Origin of the sequence: Amycolatopsis bullii (genome assembly GCF_014654205.1) — a bacterium.
In the GTDB taxonomy this organism is placed as follows: Bacteria; Actinomycetota; Actinomycetes; order Mycobacteriales; family Pseudonocardiaceae; genus Amycolatopsis; species Amycolatopsis plumensis.
On sequence record NZ_BNAW01000002.1, the window covers coordinates 326,136 to 348,566 of the forward strand.

Annotated in this window: 22 protein-coding genes and 2 tRNA genes; 18 read left to right on the forward strand and 6 right to left on the reverse strand. The window is 73.4% G+C overall.

Annotation, left to right across the window (positions count from 1 at the left end):
• Nucleotides 1-42 precede the first annotated feature (42 nt).
• On the forward strand, nucleotides 43-1,215 hold the full coding sequence (locus IE317_RS04000; RefSeq protein WP_191306655.1) for an ROK family transcriptional regulator: 1,173 nt from the start codon (nucleotides 43-45) through the stop codon (nucleotides 1,213-1,215).
• A 20-nt stretch (nucleotides 1,216-1,235) separates the two neighbouring features.
• On the opposite strand, the gene IE317_RS04005 is transcribed toward IE317_RS04000, so the two are convergent.
• Nucleotides 1,236-1,481 (reverse strand): hypothetical protein, encoded by a 246-nt coding sequence (locus IE317_RS04005; protein WP_191306656.1) that lies wholly within the window; start codon nucleotides 1,479-1,481, stop codon nucleotides 1,236-1,238.
• Between the two features lie 69 nt (nucleotides 1,482-1,550).
• Here IE317_RS04005 and IE317_RS04010 point away from each other — a divergent pair, with 69 nt between their 5' ends.
• The 7 genes from IE317_RS04010 to IE317_RS04040 all read left to right on the forward strand — a co-directional run bounded on the left by IE317_RS04010 (nucleotide 1,551) and on the right by IE317_RS04040 (nucleotide 6,919).
• Nucleotides 1,551-3,041 carry an MFS transporter gene (locus IE317_RS04010; RefSeq protein WP_191306657.1) on the forward strand — a complete coding sequence of 497 codons (1,491 nt, stop codon included), beginning with the start codon at nucleotides 1,551-1,553 and terminating at the stop codon, nucleotides 3,039-3,041.
• Between the two features lie 2 nt (nucleotides 3,042-3,043).
• The gene (locus IE317_RS04015) at nucleotides 3,044-3,601 is read left to right on the forward strand and encodes a TetR/AcrR family transcriptional regulator (RefSeq protein ID WP_191306658.1); all 558 of its coding nucleotides are present in this window, start codon (nucleotides 3,044-3,046) and stop codon (nucleotides 3,599-3,601) included.
• 149 nt (nucleotides 3,602-3,750) lie between these two features.
• Nucleotides 3,751-4,305, forward strand: a complete 555-nt coding sequence (locus IE317_RS04020) for a snapalysin family zinc-dependent metalloprotease (protein ID WP_191306659.1) — start codon at nucleotides 3,751-3,753, stop codon at nucleotides 4,303-4,305.
• A 107-nt stretch (nucleotides 4,306-4,412) separates the two neighbouring features.
• Complete coding sequence (locus IE317_RS04025) at nucleotides 4,413-5,519, forward strand: alpha/beta hydrolase (protein ID WP_191306660.1); 1,107 nt, start codon at nucleotides 4,413-4,415, stop codon at nucleotides 5,517-5,519.
• A gap of 17 nt (nucleotides 5,520-5,536) precedes the next feature.
• Nucleotides 5,537-5,695 (forward strand): ribbon-helix-helix protein, CopG family, encoded by a 159-nt coding sequence (locus tag IE317_RS04030; RefSeq protein WP_191306661.1) that lies wholly within the window; start codon nucleotides 5,537-5,539, stop codon nucleotides 5,693-5,695.
• A 1-nt stretch (nucleotide 5,696) separates the two neighbouring features.
• The gene (locus tag IE317_RS04035) at nucleotides 5,697-6,041 is read left to right on the forward strand and encodes a VOC family protein (protein ID WP_191306662.1); all 345 of its coding nucleotides are present in this window, start codon (nucleotides 5,697-5,699) and stop codon (nucleotides 6,039-6,041) included.
• 2 nt (nucleotides 6,042-6,043) lie between these two features.
• On the forward strand, nucleotides 6,044-6,919 hold the full coding sequence (locus IE317_RS04040) for a class I SAM-dependent methyltransferase (RefSeq protein WP_191306806.1): 876 nt from the start codon (nucleotides 6,044-6,046) through the stop codon (nucleotides 6,917-6,919).
• Here IE317_RS04040 and IE317_RS04045 read toward each other — a convergent pair.
• Complete coding sequence (locus IE317_RS04045) at nucleotides 6,873-7,481, reverse strand: TetR/AcrR family transcriptional regulator (RefSeq protein WP_191306663.1); 609 nt, start codon at nucleotides 7,479-7,481, stop codon at nucleotides 6,873-6,875. The genes IE317_RS04040 and IE317_RS04045 overlap by 47 nt on opposite strands.
• A 138-nt stretch (nucleotides 7,482-7,619) precedes the next feature.
• Between IE317_RS04045 and IE317_RS04050 the strand changes: the two genes are divergently transcribed.
• The 3 genes from IE317_RS04050 (at nucleotide 7,620) to IE317_RS04060 (ending at nucleotide 10,013) form a co-directional block, all read left to right on the forward strand.
• Nucleotides 7,620-7,689: transfer RNA gene (locus tag IE317_RS04050), tRNA-OTHER, on the forward strand.
• 9 nt (nucleotides 7,690-7,698) lie between these two features.
• Nucleotides 7,699-7,771 (forward strand) — tRNA-Asn (locus tag IE317_RS04055).
• Between the two features lie 25 nt (nucleotides 7,772-7,796).
• Nucleotides 7,797-10,013 carry a hypothetical protein gene (locus IE317_RS04060; protein WP_191306664.1) on the forward strand — a complete coding sequence of 739 codons (2,217 nt, stop codon included), beginning with the start codon at nucleotides 7,797-7,799 and terminating at the stop codon, nucleotides 10,011-10,013.
• 80 nt (nucleotides 10,014-10,093) lie between these two features.
• Here IE317_RS04060 and IE317_RS04065 read toward each other — a convergent pair whose 3' ends face one another.
• Nucleotides 10,094-11,545: an FAD-dependent oxidoreductase gene (locus tag IE317_RS04065; protein ID WP_191306665.1), complete on the reverse strand. Its 1,452-nt coding sequence runs from the start codon at nucleotides 11,543-11,545 to the stop codon at nucleotides 10,094-10,096.
• Between the two features lies 1 nt (nucleotide 11,546).
• On the reverse strand, nucleotides 11,547-12,449 hold the full coding sequence (locus tag IE317_RS04070; RefSeq protein ID WP_191306666.1) for an AurF N-oxygenase family protein: 903 nt from the start codon (nucleotides 12,447-12,449) through the stop codon (nucleotides 11,547-11,549).
• Nucleotides 12,450-12,556: 107 nt separating this feature from the next.
• On the opposite strand from IE317_RS04070, the gene IE317_RS04075 reads away from it, so the two are divergent.
• Together IE317_RS04075 and IE317_RS04080 are read left to right on the forward strand one after the other, a co-directional pair.
• The gene (locus tag IE317_RS04075) at nucleotides 12,557-14,101 is read left to right on the forward strand and encodes an adenylate/guanylate cyclase domain-containing protein (RefSeq protein WP_191306667.1); all 1,545 of its coding nucleotides are present in this window, start codon (nucleotides 12,557-12,559) and stop codon (nucleotides 14,099-14,101) included.
• Between the two features lie 111 nt (nucleotides 14,102-14,212).
• Nucleotides 14,213-15,133, forward strand: coding sequence for an alpha/beta fold hydrolase (locus tag IE317_RS04080; protein ID WP_191306668.1), 921 nt, complete (start codon nucleotides 14,213-14,215; stop codon nucleotides 15,131-15,133).
• A 5-nt stretch (nucleotides 15,134-15,138) separates the two neighbouring features.
• On the opposite strand, the gene IE317_RS04085 is transcribed toward IE317_RS04080, so the two are convergent.
• Nucleotides 15,139-16,152: a zinc-dependent alcohol dehydrogenase gene (locus IE317_RS04085; RefSeq protein ID WP_191306669.1), complete on the reverse strand. Its 1,014-nt coding sequence runs from the start codon at nucleotides 16,150-16,152 to the stop codon at nucleotides 15,139-15,141.
• An 81-nt stretch (nucleotides 16,153-16,233) separates the two neighbouring features.
• On the opposite strand from IE317_RS04085, the gene IE317_RS04090 reads away from it, so the two are divergent.
• The 3 genes from IE317_RS04090 to IE317_RS04100 all read left to right on the forward strand — a co-directional run bounded on the left by IE317_RS04090 (nucleotide 16,234) and on the right by IE317_RS04100 (nucleotide 20,477).
• On the forward strand, nucleotides 16,234-16,842 hold the full coding sequence (locus IE317_RS04090; RefSeq protein WP_191306670.1) for a TetR/AcrR family transcriptional regulator: 609 nt from the start codon (nucleotides 16,234-16,236) through the stop codon (nucleotides 16,840-16,842).
• On the forward strand, nucleotides 16,839-18,449 hold the full coding sequence (locus IE317_RS04095; protein ID WP_191306671.1) for a CocE/NonD family hydrolase: 1,611 nt from the start codon (nucleotides 16,839-16,841) through the stop codon (nucleotides 18,447-18,449). The genes IE317_RS04090 and IE317_RS04095 overlap by 4 nt, the downstream gene beginning before the upstream one ends.
• A gap of 93 nt (nucleotides 18,450-18,542) precedes the next feature.
• Nucleotides 18,543-20,477 (forward strand): DNA/RNA non-specific endonuclease, encoded by a 1,935-nt coding sequence (locus IE317_RS04100; RefSeq protein ID WP_191306672.1) that lies wholly within the window; start codon nucleotides 18,543-18,545, stop codon nucleotides 20,475-20,477.
• Here IE317_RS04100 and IE317_RS04105 read toward each other — a convergent pair.
• Nucleotides 20,466-21,116, reverse strand: coding sequence for a GntR family transcriptional regulator (locus IE317_RS04105; protein WP_191306673.1), 651 nt, complete (start codon nucleotides 21,114-21,116; stop codon nucleotides 20,466-20,468). The genes IE317_RS04100 and IE317_RS04105 overlap by 12 nt on opposite strands.
• A gap of 22 nt (nucleotides 21,117-21,138) precedes the next feature.
• Here IE317_RS04105 and IE317_RS04110 point away from each other — a divergent pair, with 22 nt between their 5' ends.
• Both IE317_RS04110 and IE317_RS04115 read left to right on the forward strand, forming a co-directional pair.
• Nucleotides 21,139-21,555, forward strand: coding sequence for a VOC family protein (locus IE317_RS04110; protein ID WP_191306674.1), 417 nt, complete (start codon nucleotides 21,139-21,141; stop codon nucleotides 21,553-21,555).
• A 105-nt stretch (nucleotides 21,556-21,660) separates the two neighbouring features.
• Nucleotides 21,661-22,404 carry a sigma-70 family RNA polymerase sigma factor gene (locus IE317_RS04115; protein WP_191306675.1) on the forward strand — a complete coding sequence of 248 codons (744 nt, stop codon included), beginning with the start codon at nucleotides 21,661-21,663 and terminating at the stop codon, nucleotides 22,402-22,404.
• Nucleotides 22,405-22,431 lie beyond the last annotated feature (27 nt).

Consider the following 22,431-nt stretch of genomic DNA (forward strand, 5'->3'; position numbering starts at 1 on the left):
CGCGTGGGACGAAACGGGCCGCAGGTCGGAACTCCGGCGCACATGCGCGCACTGAACCAGCGCCTGGTCCTGGACCGGCTCCGCGTGCACGGCGAAGCGACGCGGCCCCGGATCGCCGCCGACACCGGATTGTCGAAACCCACGGTGGGCCAGGCCCTGCTCGACCTGGAGCAGCACGGACTGGTCCGGACCACCGGGCGCAGCCTGGCCGGCCCGGGCCGCGCGGCGGTCGTCTACCAGGCCGCGCCGGACGCCGGGCACGTCGTGGGCGTCGACATCGGGCGCCGCGCGATCCGGATCGCCGTCGCCGACCTCGAAGGCAGCATCGTCGCGCGGCTCGACGAGCCCAACCGGTGCCGGTCGGCGAGCGCCTTGGTGCGCACGGTCGGCGAATCCGTCCAGCGCGCGGTGTCCTCGGCCGGGCTGAGCCCGCACGAGGTCGTCTCGACGGTGGTCGGCACCCCCGGCGTCCCCGATCCGGCGACCGGCACGGTGCACCGCGCCCCCAACCTGCCGGGCTGGGAACGGCGCGGAGTGCTGCACGAGCTCGTCTCGGCGCTGGCCGTCGCGGGCTCGGACGTGGTGGTGGAGAACGACGCGAACCTGTGCGCGGTGGGCGAGCACGCGCTCGGCGCGGCGCTGGGCGTGGACGTGCTGGTCTGCCTGACGGTCGGCACCGGGATCGGGATGGGCCTGCTGGTGGACGGCAAGCTGTTCCGCGGCGCGCACGGCGCGGCGGGCGAGATCGCGGACCTGCCCTTCGGCGTCCGGCCGTCGGGCGCGGGCGCGCGCCGCCCGGGGCCGGTGGAGACGGCGGCGGCGGGCCAGGCGGTGGTGGCCGCGGCCCGGGCCCGGGGGCTGGCGAAAGCGCGGTCGGCGAAGGACGTGTTCCGCCTGGCCCGCGCGGGCGACGAGGTGGCGCTCGGAGTGGTCGAGGAGGAGGCGGAGAAGCTGGCGTACGTGGTCGCCTCGGTCACGGCGGTCCTGGACCCGCGCCTGATCGTGCTGGGCGGCGGCATCGGCGGCAACACGGACCTGCTGGCCGGACCGATGCGCCGGGCACTGGCCACGACGACGCCGGTGGTCCCGGAGATCGTGGCCGGCCAGCTGGGCGAGGACGCGGTCCTGGCGGGAGCCATCGCGACGGCGCTGGGGACGGCGCGTGAGCTCGTGTTCGACCGCCGCGGCCTGAGCCGCGCCGCCGTCGACGCCTGACGGACGGCGTCCACACCGGACTAGTCGGACGGCCCGCGCAGGGTGAGCACCACCCGCAGTACGTACTCCACCGCCGTCGGGAACGCGGCCCCGCGCAGTTCCCCGCGGTCGGCGAGGTTGCGGGCGGCGAACTCCAGCTCCCGCTCGGGGCCGCCGCGCCGGACGACGAGCCCGGCGATCTCCTCGAAGTCGAGCTCGGGGTGGTCCAGGCGCGTCAAGGCGAACTCGATCATCAGGTCCTCGGCCGTCACGTTCGCCTCCTTCATCTCCCGCCAGCCTACTCGTGAGCGGTCTCACCAGGGTTACTGTACCGTCCAGACGGTATAGTAACTGGCATGACCTCCACCCTGCCGACCTCCGCCGGGCTGTTGAGCCCCCGTCGCCGCTGGGCCGCGCTGGGCGTCCTCGTCGGCGCCGTGCTCCTGCTCGCGGTCGACGGCACCGTGCTCTACCTGGCCGTACCGTCCCTGACCCGCGAACTCGCGCCGACCGCCACCGAAATCCTGTGGATCGGGGACGTCTACTCCCTCGCGCTGGCCGGGCTGCTCGTCACCGCCGGAAACCTCGCCGACCGGTTCGGGCGCAAGAAGGTGCTGCTCCTCGGGACCGCGGCGTTCGGGCTCGCCTCCGCGCTGGCCGCCTTCTCCCCCACCGCCGGCGTGCTCGTCGTCGCCCGGCTGCTGCTCGGGATCGCCGGCGCGACGATCATGCCGTCGACGTTGTCGCTCATCCGGACGCTGTTCGCCGACCCGCGCGAGCGCACCCGCGCCATCGCAATCTGGTCGGCCGGCTCCGGCGGGGGCATCGCGCTGGGCCCGCTGGTCGGCGGGACGCTGCTCGAGCACTACTGGTGGGGCTCGGTGTTCCTGATCAACGTGCCGATCGTGGTCGTCTTCCTCATCGCGGGCGCGTGGCTGCTGCCGGAGTCGCGCGACCCGGATCCGGGGCGGTTCGACCTGCTCTCGGCCGGGCTCTCGCTGGCCGCGGTCGTGCCGCTGGTCTACGCGGTCAAGCACACCGTCAGCGCGGGGCCCGACGTCCAGGTGGGCGTGGCAGCGGCGCTCGGGCTGGTGTCCGGCGTCCTGTTCCTCCGCCGTCAGCGGCGGGCGGCGGCGCCCTTGATCGACGTCACGCTGTTCCGCAACGGCGCTTTCAGCGGCGCGGTCCTGGCCAACTTCATCGCGGTTTTCGCGCTGATGGGCCTGCTGTTCTTCTTCTCGCAGTACCTGCAGCTCGTCCGCGGCTTCTCGCCGTTGCAGGCGGGGTTCGCGGAGATGCCCGCGACGCTCGCCTCGATCGCCGTCGTGGCCGCGGTCGGCGTGGTCGCCGGACGGCTCGGCCGGGGCCGGGCCGTGGCGGCGGGCCTCGCCGTCGCCGCACTGGGCCTCGCGCTGGTCTCGGTCGCCGAACGGGCGCCGCAGTACTGGTGGCTGGGCCTGACTCTCGTGCCGGTCGGGCTCGGCGTCGGGCTGGCGCTGACGCTGACCGTCGATTCGGTGCTGTCGGCCGTCCCGCGGGACAAGGCCGGTTCGGCGTCGGCCATCTCCGAGACGGCGTACGAACTCGGGGCGGCGCTGGGCATCGCGATCCTCGGCTCGGTGGTGAACCTGGTCTACCGCGCGTTCCTGCCGGCGGGCCCGGTCCCCGGCGAAGTCCGCGACTCCCTGGCCGCAGCCGCGAGCGTGCTGGACCCGGGCTCCGAACTCGCCCGCGCGGCACGGGAAGCCTTCACCGGCGCCATGCAGGTGACGTCCCTCGCGGCGGCCGCCGTCACCGCCGTCGCCGCGGTGATCGCCTGGCGTACCATTCCGTCCGGAAAGGACTGACGATGCCTCGCAAGGCCGGGCGCAGCCCGGAGGAAACGCGCCGCGCGCTGCTCGACGCCGCCGCGACGGTCATCCGCACCCGCGGGGTGTCGGCCTCCCTCGACGACATCGCCCGGGCGGCCGGCGTGTCGAAAGGCGGGCTGCTGTACCACTTCCCCGCCAAGGACGCGCTGGTGCGCACGCTCGCCCAGGACCTGCTCGACACGTTCCGCACCGAGGTGCAAGCCGCACTCGACCCGGCCGACACCGCCCCGGGCCGGCTGACGCGCGCGTACGTCCGGGCGTCGCTGGACACCTCCTACGACGAGGTGGCGGTCCGCGAGACCATCGCCCTGATCGCCCAGCTGATCTCGATCCCCGAGATCGCCGACCTGGCCCGCGCGGACGCGCAGAGGTGGGACCGCGAGCTCCGCGACGACGGCCTCCCGGGCGACGTCGTCACCCTGGTGATCGCCGCGGCGGACGGCGCGAGCACGGCGCCCCTGTGGGGTGCGGGCATCGACGTGGCGGCGGCTCGGAAGCTGGAGCAGCAGCTCCTCGCCCTGACCCGGACCGCCTGACCGGCCGCTGTCAACCCGACTTCAGTACTGGGAAATCACCACTTCCCGAGCCCTACGTTAGTCGGCTCCGGTAAAGGTGTCTTGGCGGTAAATTCTCGACAGCGCGCGCAATTCCGGCAAATCCCCGTCCCCCCACGAGGAGTCTTCCGATGTCGAGGAAGTTCGCCCTGGCCGGCGCCGTTGCGCTTGCCTTGACCGTGACCCCGCTCGCCGCGGGCACCGCGTCGGCCGCCACCGAGCAGCAAGCCGCCGTCACCACGGTCTACTACAGCACCTCCAGCGCACCGTCGTTCCGCTCGGTGATCAACGCCGGTGCCGCCAACTGGAACAACAGCGTTACCAACGTCCGGCTCGTGGAGCGCAACTCCGGTGGCGCGAGCCTGCGCTACACCGAGGGCAACGACCCCCGCGGCTCCTACGCCTCCACCAACGGGCACGGCAGCGGCACCATCTTCATCGACTACACCCAGGCCCGCCAGTACAACCCGACCCGCATCGCGGCGCACGAGACCGGGCACGCCCTCGGGCTGCCCGACCACTACTCGGGCCCGTGCTCCGAGCTGATGTCGGGTGGCGGCCCCGGCCCGTCCTGCACCAACGCGGTCCCGAACGCGACCGAGCGCGCCCGGGTCAACCAGCTGTGGGCCAACGGGCTCGTCGCGGCCAACGCCGAGCGGGTCTACGAAACCGTCTACGGCTACTGAGTGCGTGAGTTGTGGCCCGGGCCCGGTGCCCGGGCCACAACCCTGTCCGGGTCGATCTCGGTGAACGTCCCGATGTGACACAGCTCGGCCGTCAATACGGTCAAAGCATGCGAAAATCCCTTCTTGCCGCCGGGCTCGCCGGCGTCCTCCTGCTGACCGCGCTCCCCGCTCACGCGGCCACCCGGCTCTCCTTGCCCGCGCCCACCGGGCCGTACGCTGTCGGCAGCGTCGACCTGCACCTCGTCGACCACGCACGGCCGGATCCCTGGGTCGCCGGGACGACCCGGGAACTCATGGTGACCCTCCGCTATCCCGCCCGCTCCGGCGGTGGTCCGAAGGCGCCGTACCTTCCGCCGTCAGCCGCGCCGATCGTGGCCGACGAAGACGCGCGCGTGCTCGGCATCGCCGCCGGCCGGCTCGGCTACACCTTCCCCACGCACGCCCGCGCCGGCGTTCCCGCGGCCGGGGGGCGGCGGCCGGTCGTGCTCTACTCGCCCAGCGCCAAGTACCCGCGCTCGGTCGGCACCGCGCTGCTGGAGCAGCTCACCAGCGAGGGCTACGTGACGGTGGCGATCGACCACACGCACGAGCCCGCCGCGGTGGAGTTCCCCGGTGGCCGCGTCGAACGGCGGGTCCTGCCGTCCGGGCCCGAAGCGGGCCGGCGGCTCATCGCCACCCGGGTGGCCGACACCCGGTTCGTCCTCGACGCGCTGGAAACCCTGGCGCGCGGCGGGAATCCGGACGCCGGGCAGCGCAAGCTCCCGGCCGGGCTGACCCCGGACGTCTCCCGCGTCGGCATGTTCGGCCATTCCGCCGGCGGGTTCACCACCGCGGAAACCATGGTGTCGGACGCCCGCATCGACGCCGGGGCCGACCTCGACGGCAGCATGGCGTACTCCCAGTCGGCGCGCGAATTCGGCCGCGCCGCCGGCGAAGGCCTCGACCAGCCCTTCCTGCTGCTGAGCGCGGGGGACCACAGTGCGGCGTCCGACCCGTCGTGGCAGGAGTTCCTCGTCCACCAGCGTGGCCCGGTCCGCGAAGTGCGCGTCCCGGACGGCGAGCACTTCAGCTACACCGACTACCAGGTGCTCCTCCCCCAGCTCGGCCTGGATCCCGCGGCGGTCGCGCCGTTCATCGGAACCGTCGACGCCGGAAGCAGCTTCGCCACCCAGAAAGCGGCCCTCAGCGCCTTCTTCGGTGCACTAGCTTGCTAGCATGCTAGCCTGTCCGCGTGGGCGATGAAGACGTGAAGCAGTTCAACGTGTACCTGCCGATCGGGTTGATCCGGCAGGTCAAGCACCGGGCCGTCGAGACCGGGCAGTCGCTTTCGGCGCTCGTCGCCGCCGCGCTGCGCGCCTATCTCGCCACCGATCACGACGAGGAGCACTGACATGACGACCGAGGGCATCGAGGCGATGTACCTGGAAACGCACAACTGGGGCAAGGCGGCCAAGTTCTTCCAGGCCCTGGGGTACGAAATCGACTTCGCGACCGACCACAACTCCGGGCAGCTGCGCAACGGCGACGGCCCGTGGCTGTTCATCGCCGAGGTCCCCGAGAGCCAGGAGCCACGGACGCAGATCGTGTTCAAGGTCCCGGACGCCGACAAGTTCGAGGCCGACGACGTCGTCGAAGTCGTCACCCCGTTCGAGGAAACCCATTACGGCACCAGGGAAATGACCGTCCGCGATCCCGACGGGCGGACGTGGACGCTGTCGGCGCCGGGGAAGGCCTGACGGTGGCCGCGCCGGACAGCACGGCGGTGCGGACCGCGTTGTGGCGGGCCCTGCACGTCGCCGTCGATCCGCCGCCGCACGTCTTCGCCGACGAGCTCGGCCTGCGGCTGGCCGGCCCGGGTGCGGGGTGGCGGCAGCGCGACGACATGGACCCGGCCACCGCCGGCCGCTACCGGGCCGGCATCGTGGCCCGGGCCCGGTTCGTCGAGGACCTGGTCGCCGAGCAGGCCGCCCGGGGCGTCGGCCAGTACGTCATCCTCGGGGCCGGGCTGGACACCTTCGCCCAGCGGCGCCCGGAAATCGCGTCCCGCCTGCGCGTGTTCGAAGTGGACCAGCCGGGCCCGCAGGCCTGGAAACGCGCCCGGCTGGCCGAACTCGGCCTCGGCGTGCCGGACTGGCTGCACTTCGTGCCGGTCGACTTCGAGACGACGCCGTGGTGGGACCGGCTCGCCGCCGCGGGCTTCGCCCCGGACGAACCGGCGGTCGTGGCGTCCACCGGAGTCAGCATGTACCTGTCGAAGGAGGCGAACGCGGCCACGCTGCGCCGGATCGCCGGGTTCGCCCCCGGCACCACGCTGGCGATGACGTTCATGCTGCCGGCCGGCCTCCTCGACGAGGGCGAGCGCGCCCGCCACCTGGCCACCGCCCGGCGCGCGGAGGCGGCGGGGACGCCGTTCGTCAGTTCCTTCTCCCCGGCGGAAATGCTGACGATGGCCCGCGAGGCCGGGTTCCGGGACGCGGTGCACGTCTCGGGCGCCGAGCTGGATTCGCGGTACTTCGCGGACCCCGCCGACGGGCTCCGCGTCGTGCGAGGCGAGGAATTCCTCGTCGCTACGGCCGGGGCTGCTGCCCGAGGTACGCACGCAGCATCGTCTTGACCGGCTCCAGGAGTTCCGGGGAGCCGTCGCCGCGGAACGCCTCCTGGATCACGGCATCGGCGGCGAGGAACGCCGTGCGGCACGCCACGGCGGCCTCGTAGTCGTCGTACAGCAGGTGCTGCGCGACGAGGATGCGGTGCACGCCGGTGGCCATCACGCGCTTGTGCGCGAGGTCGGCTTCCCGGGTTCCGTCGGTGAGGCCGCGGCCGAACCACAGCGCGCGGAACCCGGGTTCGGCGCGGTAGAGCCCGGCGAAGGCGTCGACGAGCAGGCCGACCGGATCGGTCCACTCCTCCCGCGCCGCCTGCTCGGCGAAGGAGTCCATCAGCTCTTCCAGGCGGGCGAGGTAGAGCTCGCCCAGCGCCTCGGTGATGGCGTCGCGATCCGGCAGGTACTGGTACAGGGCGCCCACCGAGACGCCGGCCTCGGCGGCGACGCGGGTCGTCGTCAGCGCTTCGACGCCTTCTTCGCCGAGCAGGCGATCGGCGGCCGCGAGCACCTTGGCGACCTTCTCGCGCGACCGCGCCTGGCGCGGCACCCGGCGCAGCCGGCTCTCGGTCATCCGCTCCCCAACCTGAATCTGACTTTGATTCAGATTCATCGTAACCCCGGACGGCGGCCCCGGCGAGCCCGGCGACGGCCCGGAAAGTCGGTCGCCCCGCGCCCCCACCGCGGCTTACCCTTTCCGGTGCGGGAATCGCATGGAGTGGATCAGCGGCAGATCGCCCGGCTCGGACCGGGGGGCGCGGGTTCGAGTCCCGCCTCCATGTCCCCCGCAGCTTGGAGTAGTTCAGCAGGCAGAACACCCGGCTGTTCCCCGGGAAGGCGCAGGTTCGATTCCTGCCTCCAAGTCTCGGTTCCACCAGGGGGAGTCCACATGGCACAGGAGGCGTCACCCGGTTACGCCTACGGGCAGCTGGAACGCGCGCTGCGCACCGCTTCGTCCACAACGGACGCCGCGGTCCGCCGCCGCGCCCACGCCAAGGCCGCGCGGTGGCGGGCGGTGCTCGCCGGCATGGCCGGCGGGACACTGGACATCGGCTCGCGGACCCCGGTGGCGGACACCCCGGCCTGGGTGACCCTCGAAGTCGCGCACGGCGGGTTCGCCACCGGCCGGTACCTCGCCGAAGTTCCGGTACGGCCGGAGGAACTCGCCGCCGTGCCGAGCGGAACTCCGGGCACCACCGACCGCGAGCGCGTCAACCTCGGGTACCTCACCGACGCCGGGCTCGCCGTCCTCCGCACGGCATTGGGCACGGAGGCCTACCGGGTGCAGGTCCCGGAGGACGCCGCGCTCCCGGTGGTCGCCTGGCTGCTCGACCACGGGCACGCCGAGGCCGCCCTCGACCTGGTCGCCGAGCTGCGGCCGCTGCTGCACCGGCTGCGCCTGGCCCCGCTGCCCGGCGCGGCACCGCGGCCGCCGGGCGCGCTGGTGCGGCTGGCCACGGTCGGCGAGGTGCGCGAGACGCTGCGGTCGGCGACGACCCGGCCCGCGATCGCGGCGATGCTGGAGACGCTGCGGGTGTGGCACCCGCTGTACGACCGGCTGGTCGCCCTCTGGGCGGAAACGGTCGAGGGCGACCTGCCGCGGCTGACCGAGGACGGCGTCACCGGTGGCTGGCCGTGCCGGACCTGGCCCGAGGGGTGGGGGTCGCGGCGGGCGCAGTGGCTCGCGGACTACGCGACGGCGTGCGCGCGGCACCGGGCTTCGACCGCCCACCGGCAGCCGAAGGGCAACTTCGCGCGGCTGTACCGGGCACTGGCGCTCTGCCAGTTCGCGAGCGTGCGGCTCACCGGGCGCGACGTCGGCTGGATCCGCCGGGCGCTGGCCAACACGATCACCAAGCACGGCGAGCCGGGTTCGGAGCGGCGGGCGGCCCTGCGGGCGGTGCAGGCCGCGGTGGCCGCGCGCCCGACGCACGCCGAACTCGCGGCCGTCCTGGCCGGGCGGCTCGACGCCTACCCCGGCGACGGCGGCCTCCCGGCGCTCGACCCGGTCGTCGAGGCGAACGCCGTCCCGCCGCACCTGGTCGCGAAGGTGGCGCGCGCGCTGGAGGCGCCGGTCGAGGAACTGGTCGCGCGCGGCGTGATCCCCTCGGGCGACGTCCTGGCGGCGGTGCTGCCGCAGATCACCGCGCAGCTGATGGCGGCGAACGTCGAGGACGAGCGGCTGGCAGCGCTGTACGCGCAGACGTACGCGGCCTTCCGCCGTCGCCGCGGGCTGCTGCTGTTCGACCTCGAGCACCAGGTCCGGCTCGAAGAGCTGCCGTGGATCCGCGCCCTGGAGCCGTTCCGGGCCCGGCGTCCCGACGTCGCGAGGACCGCGCGGCAGACGCTGACGCAGACGGTGCTGCTGGCCCTCGGCTCGTTCCCCCAGGCGATCCTGCCGAACCCGCTGGTGCGCGAGCTCGGCGCGCTGGCGAAGCAGGCGGGGCTGCCGATGCCGCTGCTGGAGGAACTGGCGGCCGACATCTTCGTGGGCACGTTCACCGAGAAGTGGCGCACGGCGGCGGCCGCGACCAGCCGCAGCATGGCGGGCACGCTGTACGCCCGCTACTACGACCTGCCGGACGAGTGGCCGGCCCCACCGCGCAGGCTGCTGCGCCGCACGGCGGACGACTTCACGGCGGTCTGCGAGGCCCGCGCCGGACGGCGACGGCGGTCGGTGGCGGGCAACGGGATGGTGATCGAGCAGAGCCAGATCCTCACGACGCACAACCTGGCGGTGCTGACGGAGACGCTGGAGCTGCGGTCGCGCCTGGGTCTCGAGCCGGCCGCGCAGGTCTTCACGTGGGTGGTGCGCCGCCTGGCGGGACAGCGCACGTGGAATCGGCAGCTGCTCAAGAACATCGCGTACGCGTGGCGGCAGGCGATCTTCTTCCTGAGCTTCTGCGCGGAGGAGGAGCAGCGGACGGCGGTGGCCCGGCTGGACGAGCTGGTGGCGCAGGCCGGGTTGCGGGATCGGTTCGGCCCGGCGGTGACCGGCTTGGCCGCGGTCGTGTCGGGCGCGCGGTTCGCACCGGACGGCACGCTGCCGGACGGTCCGGGACGGCGGCTGCTGGGCTGGACGACCGGCCCGCACTGGTGCCGCTAGCCCCGCTCCCTCCCCGTCATGAATGACTCATTCCTGGCGTCCGACGCCAGGAATGAGTCATTCACTGCATCGGCAACCGTTCAGGCGCGGCCGAACAGCTTCGCTTTCCGCCGCACCGGCAGGCGCCCGGCCACCGCGTCCTCCAGGAGTGATCCCACCGTCTCCCTCGCGCAGGCCTTGTTCGCGCCGATCCCGCCCGACGGCCCGCGCTTGATCCACCCCGCCACGTACACGCCCGGCCGCCCCGGAACCCGGCCCGCCGTGTTCGGCACGATCCCCGCCTCGTCGTCGAACGGCAGCCCCGGCACCGGCGCCCCGCGGAACCCCGCCGCCCGGATCACGCGGCCCGCCGGGATCTCCGCGCCGTCCGACGTGCGCACGGCGCGGACCTCCGTGTCACCCTCGAACGCCACCGGCGCCGAGTGGAACCGCAGCACGATCCGGCGGCCCTCCGCCGACGGCGGCGAGGACCAGTCCACCCGCTCCCGCGGCACGCCCCGCAGCCACGCCGCCTTCTCCCCCGGCGCCGCGCCGTCGATCGCCTCCGCCACGCGCGCGTCCTCCTCCACCACCAAGCCGCCCCGCGCGGCCAGGGCCAGCAGCTCCGGGCGCGTGTACGCGGCCGTCTCCGGGCCGCGGCGGGCCAGCAGCACCACCTCGCGGACCTTCGACGACCGCAACCGCGCCAGCGCGTCCGGCGCGATCGACGTGCTCGACGGCGCGTCCGGGTCGGCGGTGAGGATCCGGGCGATGTCCAGGGCCACGTTGCCCGCGCCCACCACGACGACCCGCTCGGTGGAAAGGTCCGGCGGCGTCACCTCCGGGTGGCCGTTGTACCAGCCGACCACCGTCGCGGCCGGCCAGCTGCCGGGCAGGTCCTCGCCCGGGATGCCGAGGCGCCGGGGCTCCGTCGCCCCGACCGCGTAGATCACCGCGTCGTGGCGATCCGCCAGGTCGGGGCCGGCCGTGACCCCGAGCCGCAGGCGCAGCCGCGGGTGGTCGTGGAACCGCGCGAACGTCTCGCCGATCTTCTTCGTCGAGGGGTGATCCGGCGCGACGCCGTAGCGGATCAGGCCGCCGGCCACCGGCAGGCGGTCGATCAGCGTCACGCGGGCGTTCGTGTGCAGCAGCAGGTCCTCCACCGCGTACATCCCCGCCGGGCCGGTCCCGACGACCGCGACGTCCAGCGGCGCGAAGTCGCTCGGCAGCACCCGCGCGAACGACGGCGGGGACCACCGGTGGAAGTTCGGCGCGGCCGAAACCTCGGCCAGCACGTCCCGCCCCGCGTAGTACTCCGCGTTGATCTCCTCGTACGCCCGCAGCGGCCCGGTCAGCTCCCCGGCCGGGAAGATCGCGTCGACCGGGCAGGCGTCGGCGCAGGCACCGCAGTCGATGCAGGTGTCCGGGTCGATGTAGAGCAGGTCCGTGGTCCCGAAGGCGGGCTCGTCCGGCGTCGGGTGGATGCAGTTGACCGGGCACACCGACACGCAGGACGCGTCGGTGCAGCAGGTCTGCGTGATCGCGAAGGCCATGTCAGATCAGGTTCGCTCGTTTGTAGAACCACAGCGACGGCTTGGTCAGCAGCCCCGCCGAGTGCAGGAACTCCATCAGCCCGGAACAGCTCGAGCGCAGCATCGACTTGTGGTGCTCGTTCGCCTTCGCCTCGCGCCGCGCCCGCTTGCCGTCGAGCCCGGCGTTTTCGTAGACCTTGCCGTTCACCATGCTCGTCACGATGAAGTACGACGCGATCGCGACGACCAGGCCGTTGATCTGCCGCCGCAGCCACCCGGCGCCGCGCAGCCGCTCGCGGGTCTCTTCGCGGGCGAACTTCATGTGCCGCGACTCCTCCACGACGTGGATGTTGTTGATGGTCCGCACGAACGGGGCCACCCGCTCGTCGCGCATCCAGTCGCGTTGCATGACGTCGAGGACCTCTTCGGCCACGAGGATCGCCGCGTAGGCGGCTTCGCCGGTCGCGGTGGCTTTGAAGACGCGGCCCAGCTCGACGACGAACCGGCGCGGCCGGTAGGCGGGCGCCCGCAGCTTCGCCGCGCCGCGGGCGAACATGATCGAGTGGCGGCACTCGTCGGCGATCTCGGTCAGCGCCCACTGGAACGCCGGATCGGTGGGGTCCTTGGCGTAGAAGTCGCGCAGGACCATCTGCTGCAGGATCATTTCGAACCAGATCCCGGTGCTGGCCACCGACGCCGCCTCCTGGCGGGTCAGCTCGCGCTGCTGCTCCGGCGTCATGTCCGCCCAGTAGGAGGTGCCGTAAAGCGTGCTCCACTCCGGACTCGCGCCGTGGTAGTCCGTGTCCAGCGGCGTCTCCCAGTCGACCTCCTTGACCGGGTCGTACGACAGCTGCTCCGACGAGTCGAGCAGCCGCCGCGCCACGGTCTCCCGGTCCGACACGCCCGATTCGCTGATGCTCGTCACGACCGACCTCCTCGTCAGGTGTTACCCAAGTTCACTGTTACCAACCGTAACACATACTTGCGGAACCCGCCTCCGGTCATTTCAGTGAACGACCGTACACTCAAATCGTGACCTCAGGACGCTCCCCCGCGGAGCCGTTCGGCTCCGGCCTGCTCGGGCCGCTCGACCAGCACGCCACCGCGTTGCGCCGGCGTGTCCAACGCCTGCTCACGGCCGCTTTGATCGCCACCAACGTGATCGGCGCGCTGATCGTGGCCGGCCTCGCGGCCCTGCTCATGCCGGCGCCCGGGATGTCCGGCGAGCTCGTCCGCGTCACCACGGTCGCAGTACCCGTGTACGTCGTGTCGGCGGTCGTCGCCGGCACGCTGTGGGGCACCCGCGGCGCCCTCCGGACGCTGCGCTGGGCGGCCGACGGACGCCGGCCGACCGACGCCGAACGCGCCGCGAGCCTGGGTGTCCCGATGCGGCTGACGCGCATGCAAGCTGTGTTGTGGGGTGTCGCGATGCTCGTCTTCGGCGGTCTCGCCGCGGCATTGCAGCCGGCGGTCGCGCTCACCGCGTTCCTCGTCGTCGCCTTCGCCGCGGTCGTCGTCTGCGCGATCGCCTACCTGTTCGGCGAGTTCGCCCTGCGGCCGTACGCGGCACTGGCGCTGACGGGCACCACGCCGCCGCGGCCGGCCAACGGCGGCGTCAACCGGCGGATGCTGCTGTTCTGGTGCCTCGGGACCGGGGTGCCGGTGGCCGGGCTGGTGGTCACCGCGGCGCTGGCCTGGGTGCGCGGCGACGTCTCCACCACGAAGCTCGCCGTGTCGGTGATCGCGCTCGGGCTGGTCGTGCTGTGCTTCGGGCTGCTGGTCACCGTGTTCACCGCCCGCTCGGTGGTGAACCCGATCTCCTCGGTCCGCCACGCGCTCGGGCGCGTCCGCGCCGGGGACTTCAGCGTCGAAATCCCGGTTTACGACGGCACCGAACTGGGGCTGCTGCAGGCCGGGTTCAACGACATGACGGCGGGGCTCGCCGAACGCGAACGGCTGCGCGACCTGTTCGGCAAGCACGTCGGCCACGAGGTCGCGGTCGAGGCCATGCGCACACCCGCCGAGCTGGGCGGCACGGTCCGCACGGTCTCGGTGCTGTTCGTCGACCTCGTCGGGTCGACGGCGCTGGCCGCGAGCCGCCCGCCGGAAGAGGTCGTCGGGCTGCTCAACCGGTTCTTCGCGGTGGTGGTCGACGAGGTCGACCGGCACCACGGCCTGGTCAACAAGTTCGTCGGCGACGCCGCGCTGGCCGTCTTCGGCGCCCCCGCGCCGCTGGACGACCACGCCGCCTGCGCGCTGGCCGCCGGCCGCGCGATCGCCCGCCGGCTGGCCGCCGAGGTGCCGGACGGCCCGGCCGGTATCGGGGTGGCCACCGGGGACGCGGTCGCCGGGAACGTCGGCGACCCACGCCGCTTCGAGTACACGGTGATCGGCGACCCGGTCAACGAAGCCGCCCGCCTGACCGAGCTGGCCAAGAACGCTCCCGGCCGCCTGCTGGCCTCCTGGACGGCGGTCCAGGCCGCGGCCGAGCCGGAAGCCGCACGGTGGACGGCGACCGGGGACGTCACCCTGCGCGGGCGCACCCGGCCGACGACGCTCGCCTCGCCGAGCGCCTGAGAACCCTGTCACAGCACCGGTTCGGTGATCTGCGGAAAGGACGCCGGCGGGCGGCCTGCCCCGGCGTCCTGCCGTACGGTCCGGAGTGGACACGGCGAACAGGGGAAACGAATGCTCACGCACCGGACCGTCGAGGTCGGCGGGCTCCGCATGCAGATCGCCGAGCAGGGCACCGGCCCGCTCGTGCTGCTGCTGCACGGGTGGCCGGAGACGGCGCACTCGTGGCGGCACCAGATGGGCCCGCTGGCCGGCGCGGGCTACCACGTCGTGGCGCCCGACCTGCGCGGCTACGGCGGCACCGACTGCCCTGCGGACGCGAGCCAGTACACGCTCCTGCACCTCGTCGGCGACGTCGTCGGGCTGATCCACGCGCTCGGCGAGCGGGAGGCGATCGCGGTGGGTCACGACTGGGGCGCGCCCGTCGCGTGGCACACCGCGCTGCTGCGCCCGGACGTGGTCCGCGGCGTCGCCGGCCTCAGCGTGCCGCCCACCCTCCGGGCCCCCGCGCCGCCGCTGAGCCTGCTGCGCGAGCGGTTCGGCGACGGCTTCTACCAGATCTACTTCCAGCGCCCCGGCGTCGCCGAGGCCGAGTTCGGCGCCGACCTGCGCACGACGTTCCGCAAGCTGCTCGGCGGGGCCGCGGAAGCCCCGGTCGTGCGGGACGGCGAAGGCTTCCTCGACCGCTTCACCGAGCCGGCCACGCTGCCGGCCTGGCTGAGCGAGGACGACGTCGACGCGGCCGTCGAGGCGTTCGGCCGCTCCGGGTTCACCGGCGGGCTCAACTGGTACCGCAACATCGACCGCAACTGGGAGCTCCTGGCCGCGTGGCGCGGCACGCCGATCACCCGGCCGGCCTTCTACCTGTGCGGCGACGGCGACCTCACCCGCGCCTTCACCGACAGCAGCCGCATCGCCGAAGCCGCGGCCGACCTGCGTGGCGTCGTCGACGTCCCGGACGCCGGGCACTGGGTCCAGATGGAACGCCCGGCCGAAGTGACCGCGGCGCTGCTGGGGTTCTTCGAGCAGCTCTGAGCGCCTCAGCGGCGCGGGTCGATGTGGACTTTCGGGCCCGCGCCGCCGATCCGCTCGCCCGCGAGCACCGCTCCGACGTCACCGAGGCCCACGGTGGCCGCGACCAGCGGGCGCGGGTCGACGGCGCCGCTCGCGTACGCCGCGATCGTCTCGGCCAGGCCCGGCGACCCGGACAGGACACCGACCGCCGTGACGTCCTTCAGCACCAGCGCGCGGGTGTCGAGGGAGCTGGGCTGCCCGGACAGTCCGATGTAGACGACCCGGCCGGCGGGCTCCACCAGCTCCACCGCCAGCGCGGGTGAACCGGCGGCGCCGGTCGCGTCGACGACCGCGTCGAAGGGCGAGCCGGGCAGCGTTTCCCGGGTCCAGGTGTTCGCGAAGCCCAGGCCGCGGGCGAAGTCGAGGGAATCGACGCCCAGCAGGTGCACTTCGGCGCCCGCCGCACGCAGGAACATCGCGGTGAGCAGCCCGATCGTCCCCGGTCCCAGCACCAGCGCCCGGTCTCCCGCGCCGGCCCCGGTCGCGCGGGCCGCGCGCAGGGCGTTGCCACCCGGTTCGACCAGCGCGCCGAGCACGGCGTCCACCGGGTCGGACAGGGCGTGCAGCGACCACGCGGGAACGGCGAGCCGTTCGGCCAGCGCCCCCGCCCGGCCGCCCCGGATGCCGACTTCCTGACGGCGTTCGCAGGTGTGCTGGTGCCCGCGGCGGCACCGGCGGCAGGTCCGGTCGCCGAGCATGGTGTCGCCCATGACCCGGCGGCCGAGCCAGGCCGGGTCCACGCCCTCCCCCACCTCCGTGACGGTGCCCGCCCACTCGTGGCCGAGCCGCATCGGGTAGGCGGAGTGCCCCTGGTGGAGGTAGGCCATGGCGCCGGTGAAGAACTCGACGTCGGTACCGCACACCCCGGCGCGTTCGACCTCGACGACGACCTCCCCCGCCACGGCCCGCGGCACCGGGACCTCCTGGACCGAACACTCCCGCGGCCCGGTGAGCACGAAGGCCCGCATGGTCGAAGACATGGCCGCATCCTCGCATCCCGACCGGAGCGCACCGCTAGCGAACACTTGCCATTTTCTTGACACCTGTCCATTATCGGACGGGTGCTCGACGACTGGACCACCGAAGCCCCGGCGAAAGACCGGCGGGTGCGCCGGTCGCGCGCGGCGCTGATGCGGGCGGCGGTCGAGCTCGTGTCCGAACGCGACTCCACCGCCGTCCCGGTGTCCGAGATCGCCGAGGCCGCGGACGTCAGCCGCCAGGTGCTGTACCAGCAGTTCGGCGACCGCGACACGCTGCTGCTGGAGGCCGCGCTCGACCTCGTCCGGCGCGAGCTGCTCGGCGAGCTCGCCGGCCTCGCGGTCCCCGACGGCGAACGCGCGTCGCTGCTGGCGCTGGGCCGGCACTTCGCCCGGTACCGGCGCTTCTACCGCGCGCTGCTGACCGGGGCGTCCGCGTTCGCCCTCACCAAGGCGCTGACCGGCCTGTTCCTGCCGGTCAACCGGGAGAACCTCGGCCGCGCGTTCGGCGGGCGGCTCGACGCCGAGAGCGTCGAAGACCTGGCCACCTTCCTGACCGGCGGGGCCGGGGCGGTCGTCAACGCGTGGGTCGTCGACGGGCCGGACCCGCTCGACCCCGAAGAGTTCGCCGGCCGGCTGCAGCGGATGCACACGGTCGTCACCGCGATGATCACGAAGGAGGCCGGCCGATGATCAGCCGTCTCGTCGAACGCCTGCTGAAGCTGCCCGCGCCGGCCACCCGGCGCCTCACCGTCCAGCGGGACCTGCGCGTCCCGATGCCCGACGGCGCCGAACTGCTCGCCGACCACTGGGCGCCGCGCGGGGGCGCGGCCGGGCTCCCGACCGCGCTGGTGCGCACGCCCTACGGCCGCCGGGGCGTGTTCGGGGCGATCCTGGCGCGTCCCCTGGCCGAACGCGGGTTCCAGGTGCTGATCCAGAGCACCCGCGGCGGCTTCGGCTCCGGCGGTGTCTTCGATCCGCTGCGGCAGGAACGCGAAGACGGTCTCGCCACGGTGGACTGGGTGGTGGCCCAGCCGTGGTCCGGCGACGCGATCGTGCTCGTCGGCCCCAGCTACCTGGGGTACGTGCAGTGGGCCGTGGCCGACCACCTGCCACCGCAGGTCAAGGCGATCGTCCCCCAGGTCACCGAATCCGGGTTGACGCTGGAATTCCTGCGCGAGGACGGCTTTTCGCTGGAGACGCCGTTCGGCTGGGGCGTCCAGGTCGCGGTCCAAGAGCGCCCGTTCGCGCTGCTCCGGCAACGGGCTCAGGCGAAGAAGCTGGAGCGGGCGCTGAACACCCTGCCGCTCGCCCAGGCCGACGTCGTCGCCATCGGCCACCGCTCCGACTACATCCAGGACGTCCTCACCCGCACCGAGCACCACCCGCGCTGGGCGGAGATCGACCACCGGCATCGCGTCGCGGACGTGACCGTGCCGGTCAGCTCGGTCGCCGGCTGGTACGACATCTTCCTGCCCGGCCAGCTGCGCGACTTCCGGACCCTGCAGGACGCCGGACGGCGGCCGCGGCTCACGGTCGGGCCGTGGACCCACGCGGGCAACCTGTTCGCCAGCACGGGCGAGACGCTCCGGGAAACCGTCGGATTCGGGCTCGCGCTCGCGCGCGGCGAGGAGCCGCCGGAGCGGGCGCCGGTCCGGTTGTTCGTCATGGGCGAGGAAGCCTGGCGGGACTTCGCGTCCTGGCCGCCGGAAGGCTATGCGCCGCAACGGTTCCACCTGCGGGCCGGCGGCACGCTGGCGCCGGGCGTCCCCGGCGAGTCCGCGCCGGACCGCTACCGCTACGACCCGGCGGACCCGACCCCGGCGGCCGGCGGCGTGCGCATGGCGCCCGACGCGGGCCGGGTGGACAACGCGGCGCTCGAAGCGCGCGCCGACGTCCTCACCTACACCACGGCCGTTCTCGACGAGGACGTGGAAGTGATCGGGGACGTGCACGCGGAGATCTGGTTCCGCTCCAGCCTGCGGTTCGCCGACGTCTTCGTCCGGCTCTGCGACGTCGGCCCGGACGGCCGGTCGGTCAACGTCTGCGACGGCCTCATCAGCCTGCGCGACGCGGACGAGCTCGCCGCCGTCACCGTCCGGCTGTGGCCGACGGCGCATCGGTTCCGGCGCGGGCACCGCATCCGCGTCCAGGTCTCCAGCGGCGCTTTCCCGCGCTACGCCCGGAATCCCGGCACCGGCGAGCCGCACGCCACCGCCGTCACGCTGCGCGCCGCGGACCAGGAGGTCCACCACGACCCCGCGCACGCGTCGGCGATCGTGCTGCCCGTGCGTGCGTGAGTGAAAAAGAGCTCCCCGCGACGCGCCGTGAATCGTGTAACGCACCCGCGGGCACCGCGACTAACGCGGTGTTTCCGGCGCGCGGGAGGCATCGTGGACGTCAAGACGGACCGGCAGTCCGAGCAGGAGCAGGCCGCGGCCGCGCGGGCCGCGGAGCGCACCGGGGAGCGGCAGGCCAAGATCGCGTTGCTGCGCAAGCCCGGCGGCATCGCCGAGGCCGACGAGCCGAGCCGGGTGGCGACCCGGATCGACCGGCTCGGCCGCTACTACCCCGACGTCCGGCCGGTGAGCCCGGCGGCGATCGCGGCCGGGGACCCGGCGGCGATGACGGCCGCCGGCGCCATCCTCGAACGCATCGTGCTCACCGACGACCTGCTCGGCGTGGGCTACCTCGAAGGCGGGGTCACGGCGTCGGCCGCCGTCGGCCGGGTGAACATCCGGAACGCCCAAGGCCGGCTGGTCGGCTACGGCACGGGATCGCTCGTGTCGCCGGACCTGCTGCTGACCAACCACCACGTGCTGCCGGACGCCGAGGCCGCCGGGTTCAGCCTCATCGAGTTCGACTACCAGGACGGCATCGACGGCCTGCCCCGGCCGGTGCGGGCGTTCGCGCTGGACCCGGACCGCTTCTTCGCCGCCGACCGGGCACTCGATTTCGCGCTCGTGGCGGTGCGGGCGACCGCGGACGAGCTGCGTCCCTTCGGGTTCAACCGGCTGATCGGCAGCGAAGGCAAGGCGATCGTCGGCGACTTCGTCACCATCGTCCAGCACCCCGGCGGCGGCAAGAAACAGGTCGCGCTGCGGGAAAACCGGGTCGTCGACGTCCTCGACGACTTCCTGCACTACGAAACCGACACCGAACCCGGGTCGTCCGGCTCGCCGGTGTTCAACGACCAGTGGGAAATCGTGGCGCTGCACCACGCGAGCGTCCCGGCGGCGGGCCACGCGGAGTACGGCGGGTACCTCAACGAAGGCATCCGCGTCAGCAAGCTGCTGAAGTTCCTGCGGGAGCAGTCGTTCGCGCCGGCGCAGCGGGCGCTGCTCGACCAGCTGGCCACCCGTCCCGAGCGCGCGCAGCCGGCCGCCGGCAACGGCGCTTCGGGTGCTTCGCCGGTGCTGACGCTCTCGATGCCGTTCGACATCCGCCTGCGCGCCGAACCGGTGGCCGGGCGGATCGACCCCGACTACTCGAACCGCGAAGGGTACGACCCGGCGTTCCTGCCCGGGCACGTCGTCCCGCTGCCCGGGCTGTCCGACGCGCTGCTCCCGCTGGCGGCGATCAACCGGCAGGCCACCGGCGAGCCGCGGTACGTCCTGCCGTACCACCACTTCAGCGTCGTCATGCACCGGGAGCGGCGGCTGGCGATGTTCACCGCGGTCAACATCGACGGGCGCACCAGCCGGGCGCTGCGGCGCGAAGCCGACCACTGGTCGCTCGACCCGCGGGTCGCCGTCACCGAGCAGGTCGGCGAGGAGATCTACCGGGACAACCCCCTGGATCGCGGGCACCTGGTCCGCCGCCTCGACCCGGCGTGGGGCGCGACCGAGGCGATCGCGCAGCTGGGCAACGACGACACGTTCCACTTCACGAACTGCTCGCCGCAGCACAAGGACTTCAACCAGAACAAGACGACCTGGGCCGGGCTCGAGGACTACGTGCTGAACAACGCGGACACCTTCGACCTCAAGGTCAGCGTGGTGACCGGCCCGGTCCTCGCCGCCGACGACGACCGGTACCGCGGAGTGCAGCTGCCCCGCCAGTTCTGGAAGGTCGTCGCGATGGTGAAGGCCGACGGCACCCTGTCGGCGACGGCGTACCTGCTGAGCCAGGAAGAACTCATCCGCGGCCTGGAGGCGGCGACGGAGTTCGACTACGGCGCATACCGCACGTACCAGGTGCCGGTGCGCCGGATCGCCGAGCTGACCGGCCTGTCGTTCGGCGAGCTGCCGGACGCGGACCCGCTGGAGCGCCAGGAATCCACGGGCGAGGTGCGGGAGATCGGCGGCCCGGCGGACCTAGTGCTCTGAGCCGCGCAGCACCTCGGACGCACGTCGGCGGTGCACGGCGAACAGCTCCAGCGCCGCGTCCCGATCCCCCGCGCGCAGCGCCTCGGCGAGCTCGCGGTGCTCGGCGGGGATGCCCGCGAGGTAGCCCTCGGACTCCAGGCCGATGCGCGTCAGCAGGAACAGGTGCACCTGGGAGCGGATCGCCTCCCACGCTTCGCGCAGGCGGTGGTGGCCCGCGGCGGCGTAGACCGCGTCGTGGAAGGCGAGGTCGCAGCGGACCATCTCGTGCTCGTCGGCCGCCCGGTCCATGCGGGCGACGACGGCGTCGATCTCCGCCAGGTCGGGCGCCCGGTCCACCACCAAGGTCACGGCGAGCTGTTCGAGCGCCGCCCGCAGGCTGTCCAGCTCGGCGACGTCCACTTCGGACAACGCGGTGACGGTGGTGCCCCGGTGCCACTCGCCGCGGACCAGCCCTTCGCGTTCCAGCTTGAGCAGTGCCTCCCGGACCGGCCCGCGGCTGACGCCGAGCGCTCCCGCCAGCTCCACCTCGCGCAGCTGGCTGCCCGGCGCGTACCCGCCGTCGAAGATCGCGTCGCGGATGCGGTCGGCCACCTCGTCGGCCAGCCCGCGCCGGCGGGCCGGAGCCACGTGAGCACTCATGTCGTAATGTTAACATTCAGACATGAATCTCCCCCGCTTCCACCTGGCGATGCCCGTCGACGACCTGGCCGCGGCCCGGCGGTTCTACGGCGAAGTCCTCGGCCTCGAGCAGGGCCGCAGCGCGGACACCTGGGTCGACTGGAACCTGCACGGCCACCAGTTCGTCACGCACCTGGCGCCGGCCGGGCCGGAGCGCGTCCACAACCCGGTCGACGGCCACGACGTGCCGGTGCCGCACTTCGGCCTGATCCTCACCGTCCCGCAGTTCCAGGCGCTCGCCGAACGCCTGCGTGCCGCGGGCACGGAGTTCGTGATCGAGCCGTACGTCCGGTTCGCGGGGCAGGCCGGTGAGCAGTGGACGATGTTCCTACTCGACCCGGCCGGCAACGCCCTGGAGTTCAAGGCCTTCGCCGATGATGCCCAGGTGTTCGCGGTCTGAGCCGCCCGAAATCCGGATAATCGCCGGACGGCCTCAAACCACCCGATCGGGCTGACCGGCGATTACGGACATCGCTGTACCTCTTACTCGGGGTACCCGGAGGTCATGGAACCAGCCGACGACGTGCCGGACGCGGTGCTGCTCGCCGCCCTGCGGGCCGGGGATCTCGACGCCGCCGGACGGCTCTTCCGGCGGCACGCCGAGCCGCTGTGGCGGACCGCCGGCGCGTGGGCGCGGCAGCCCGCCGAGCGGGACGATCTCGTGGCCGAGACGTTCGCCAGGGTGCTGACCATCGTGCGGGCCGGCGGCGGGCCGCAGGGAGACTTGCGGCCCTACCTCGTGGTGACCCTGCGCAATCTGGTGGCCCGGTGGAGCCGGCAGCGCAACCGGGTGGAGCTGTGGGCCACCGTCCCCGAGTCCGGGCGGTCGACCGGTGCCGACGAGCTCGCCCTGCACCGGTCGAACGCCCGGCTCGTCTGGTCGGCCTACTGCACGCTGCCCGGCCGGTGGCGGACGGTGCTGTGGCGCACCGCGGCCGAAGGCGGCAGCCCGACGGAGGTGGCCCCTTCGCTGGGGCTGTCGCCGAACAGCGTCGCGGCGCTGGCGATGCGGGCGCGGGAAGGCCTGCGGCAGGCCTACCTGCAGGTCCAGGTACCCGAGCCGGAGGAGCCGGCCTGCCGCGAACCGCGCCGCCGGATGGGCGCCTGGGTCCGCGGCGCACTGCCGCCGCGCCGGGCGGACGCCGTCGCCGGCCACGTCGCCGCCTGCCGGGCCTGCCGGGTGATCGCCCACCGCCTCGACGAGGCGAACCGCGAGCTACCCGGCTCGGCCGCCCGGCTCACCGGCTGAGCCCCGGGTCCTCGACGAGCGCGCCGC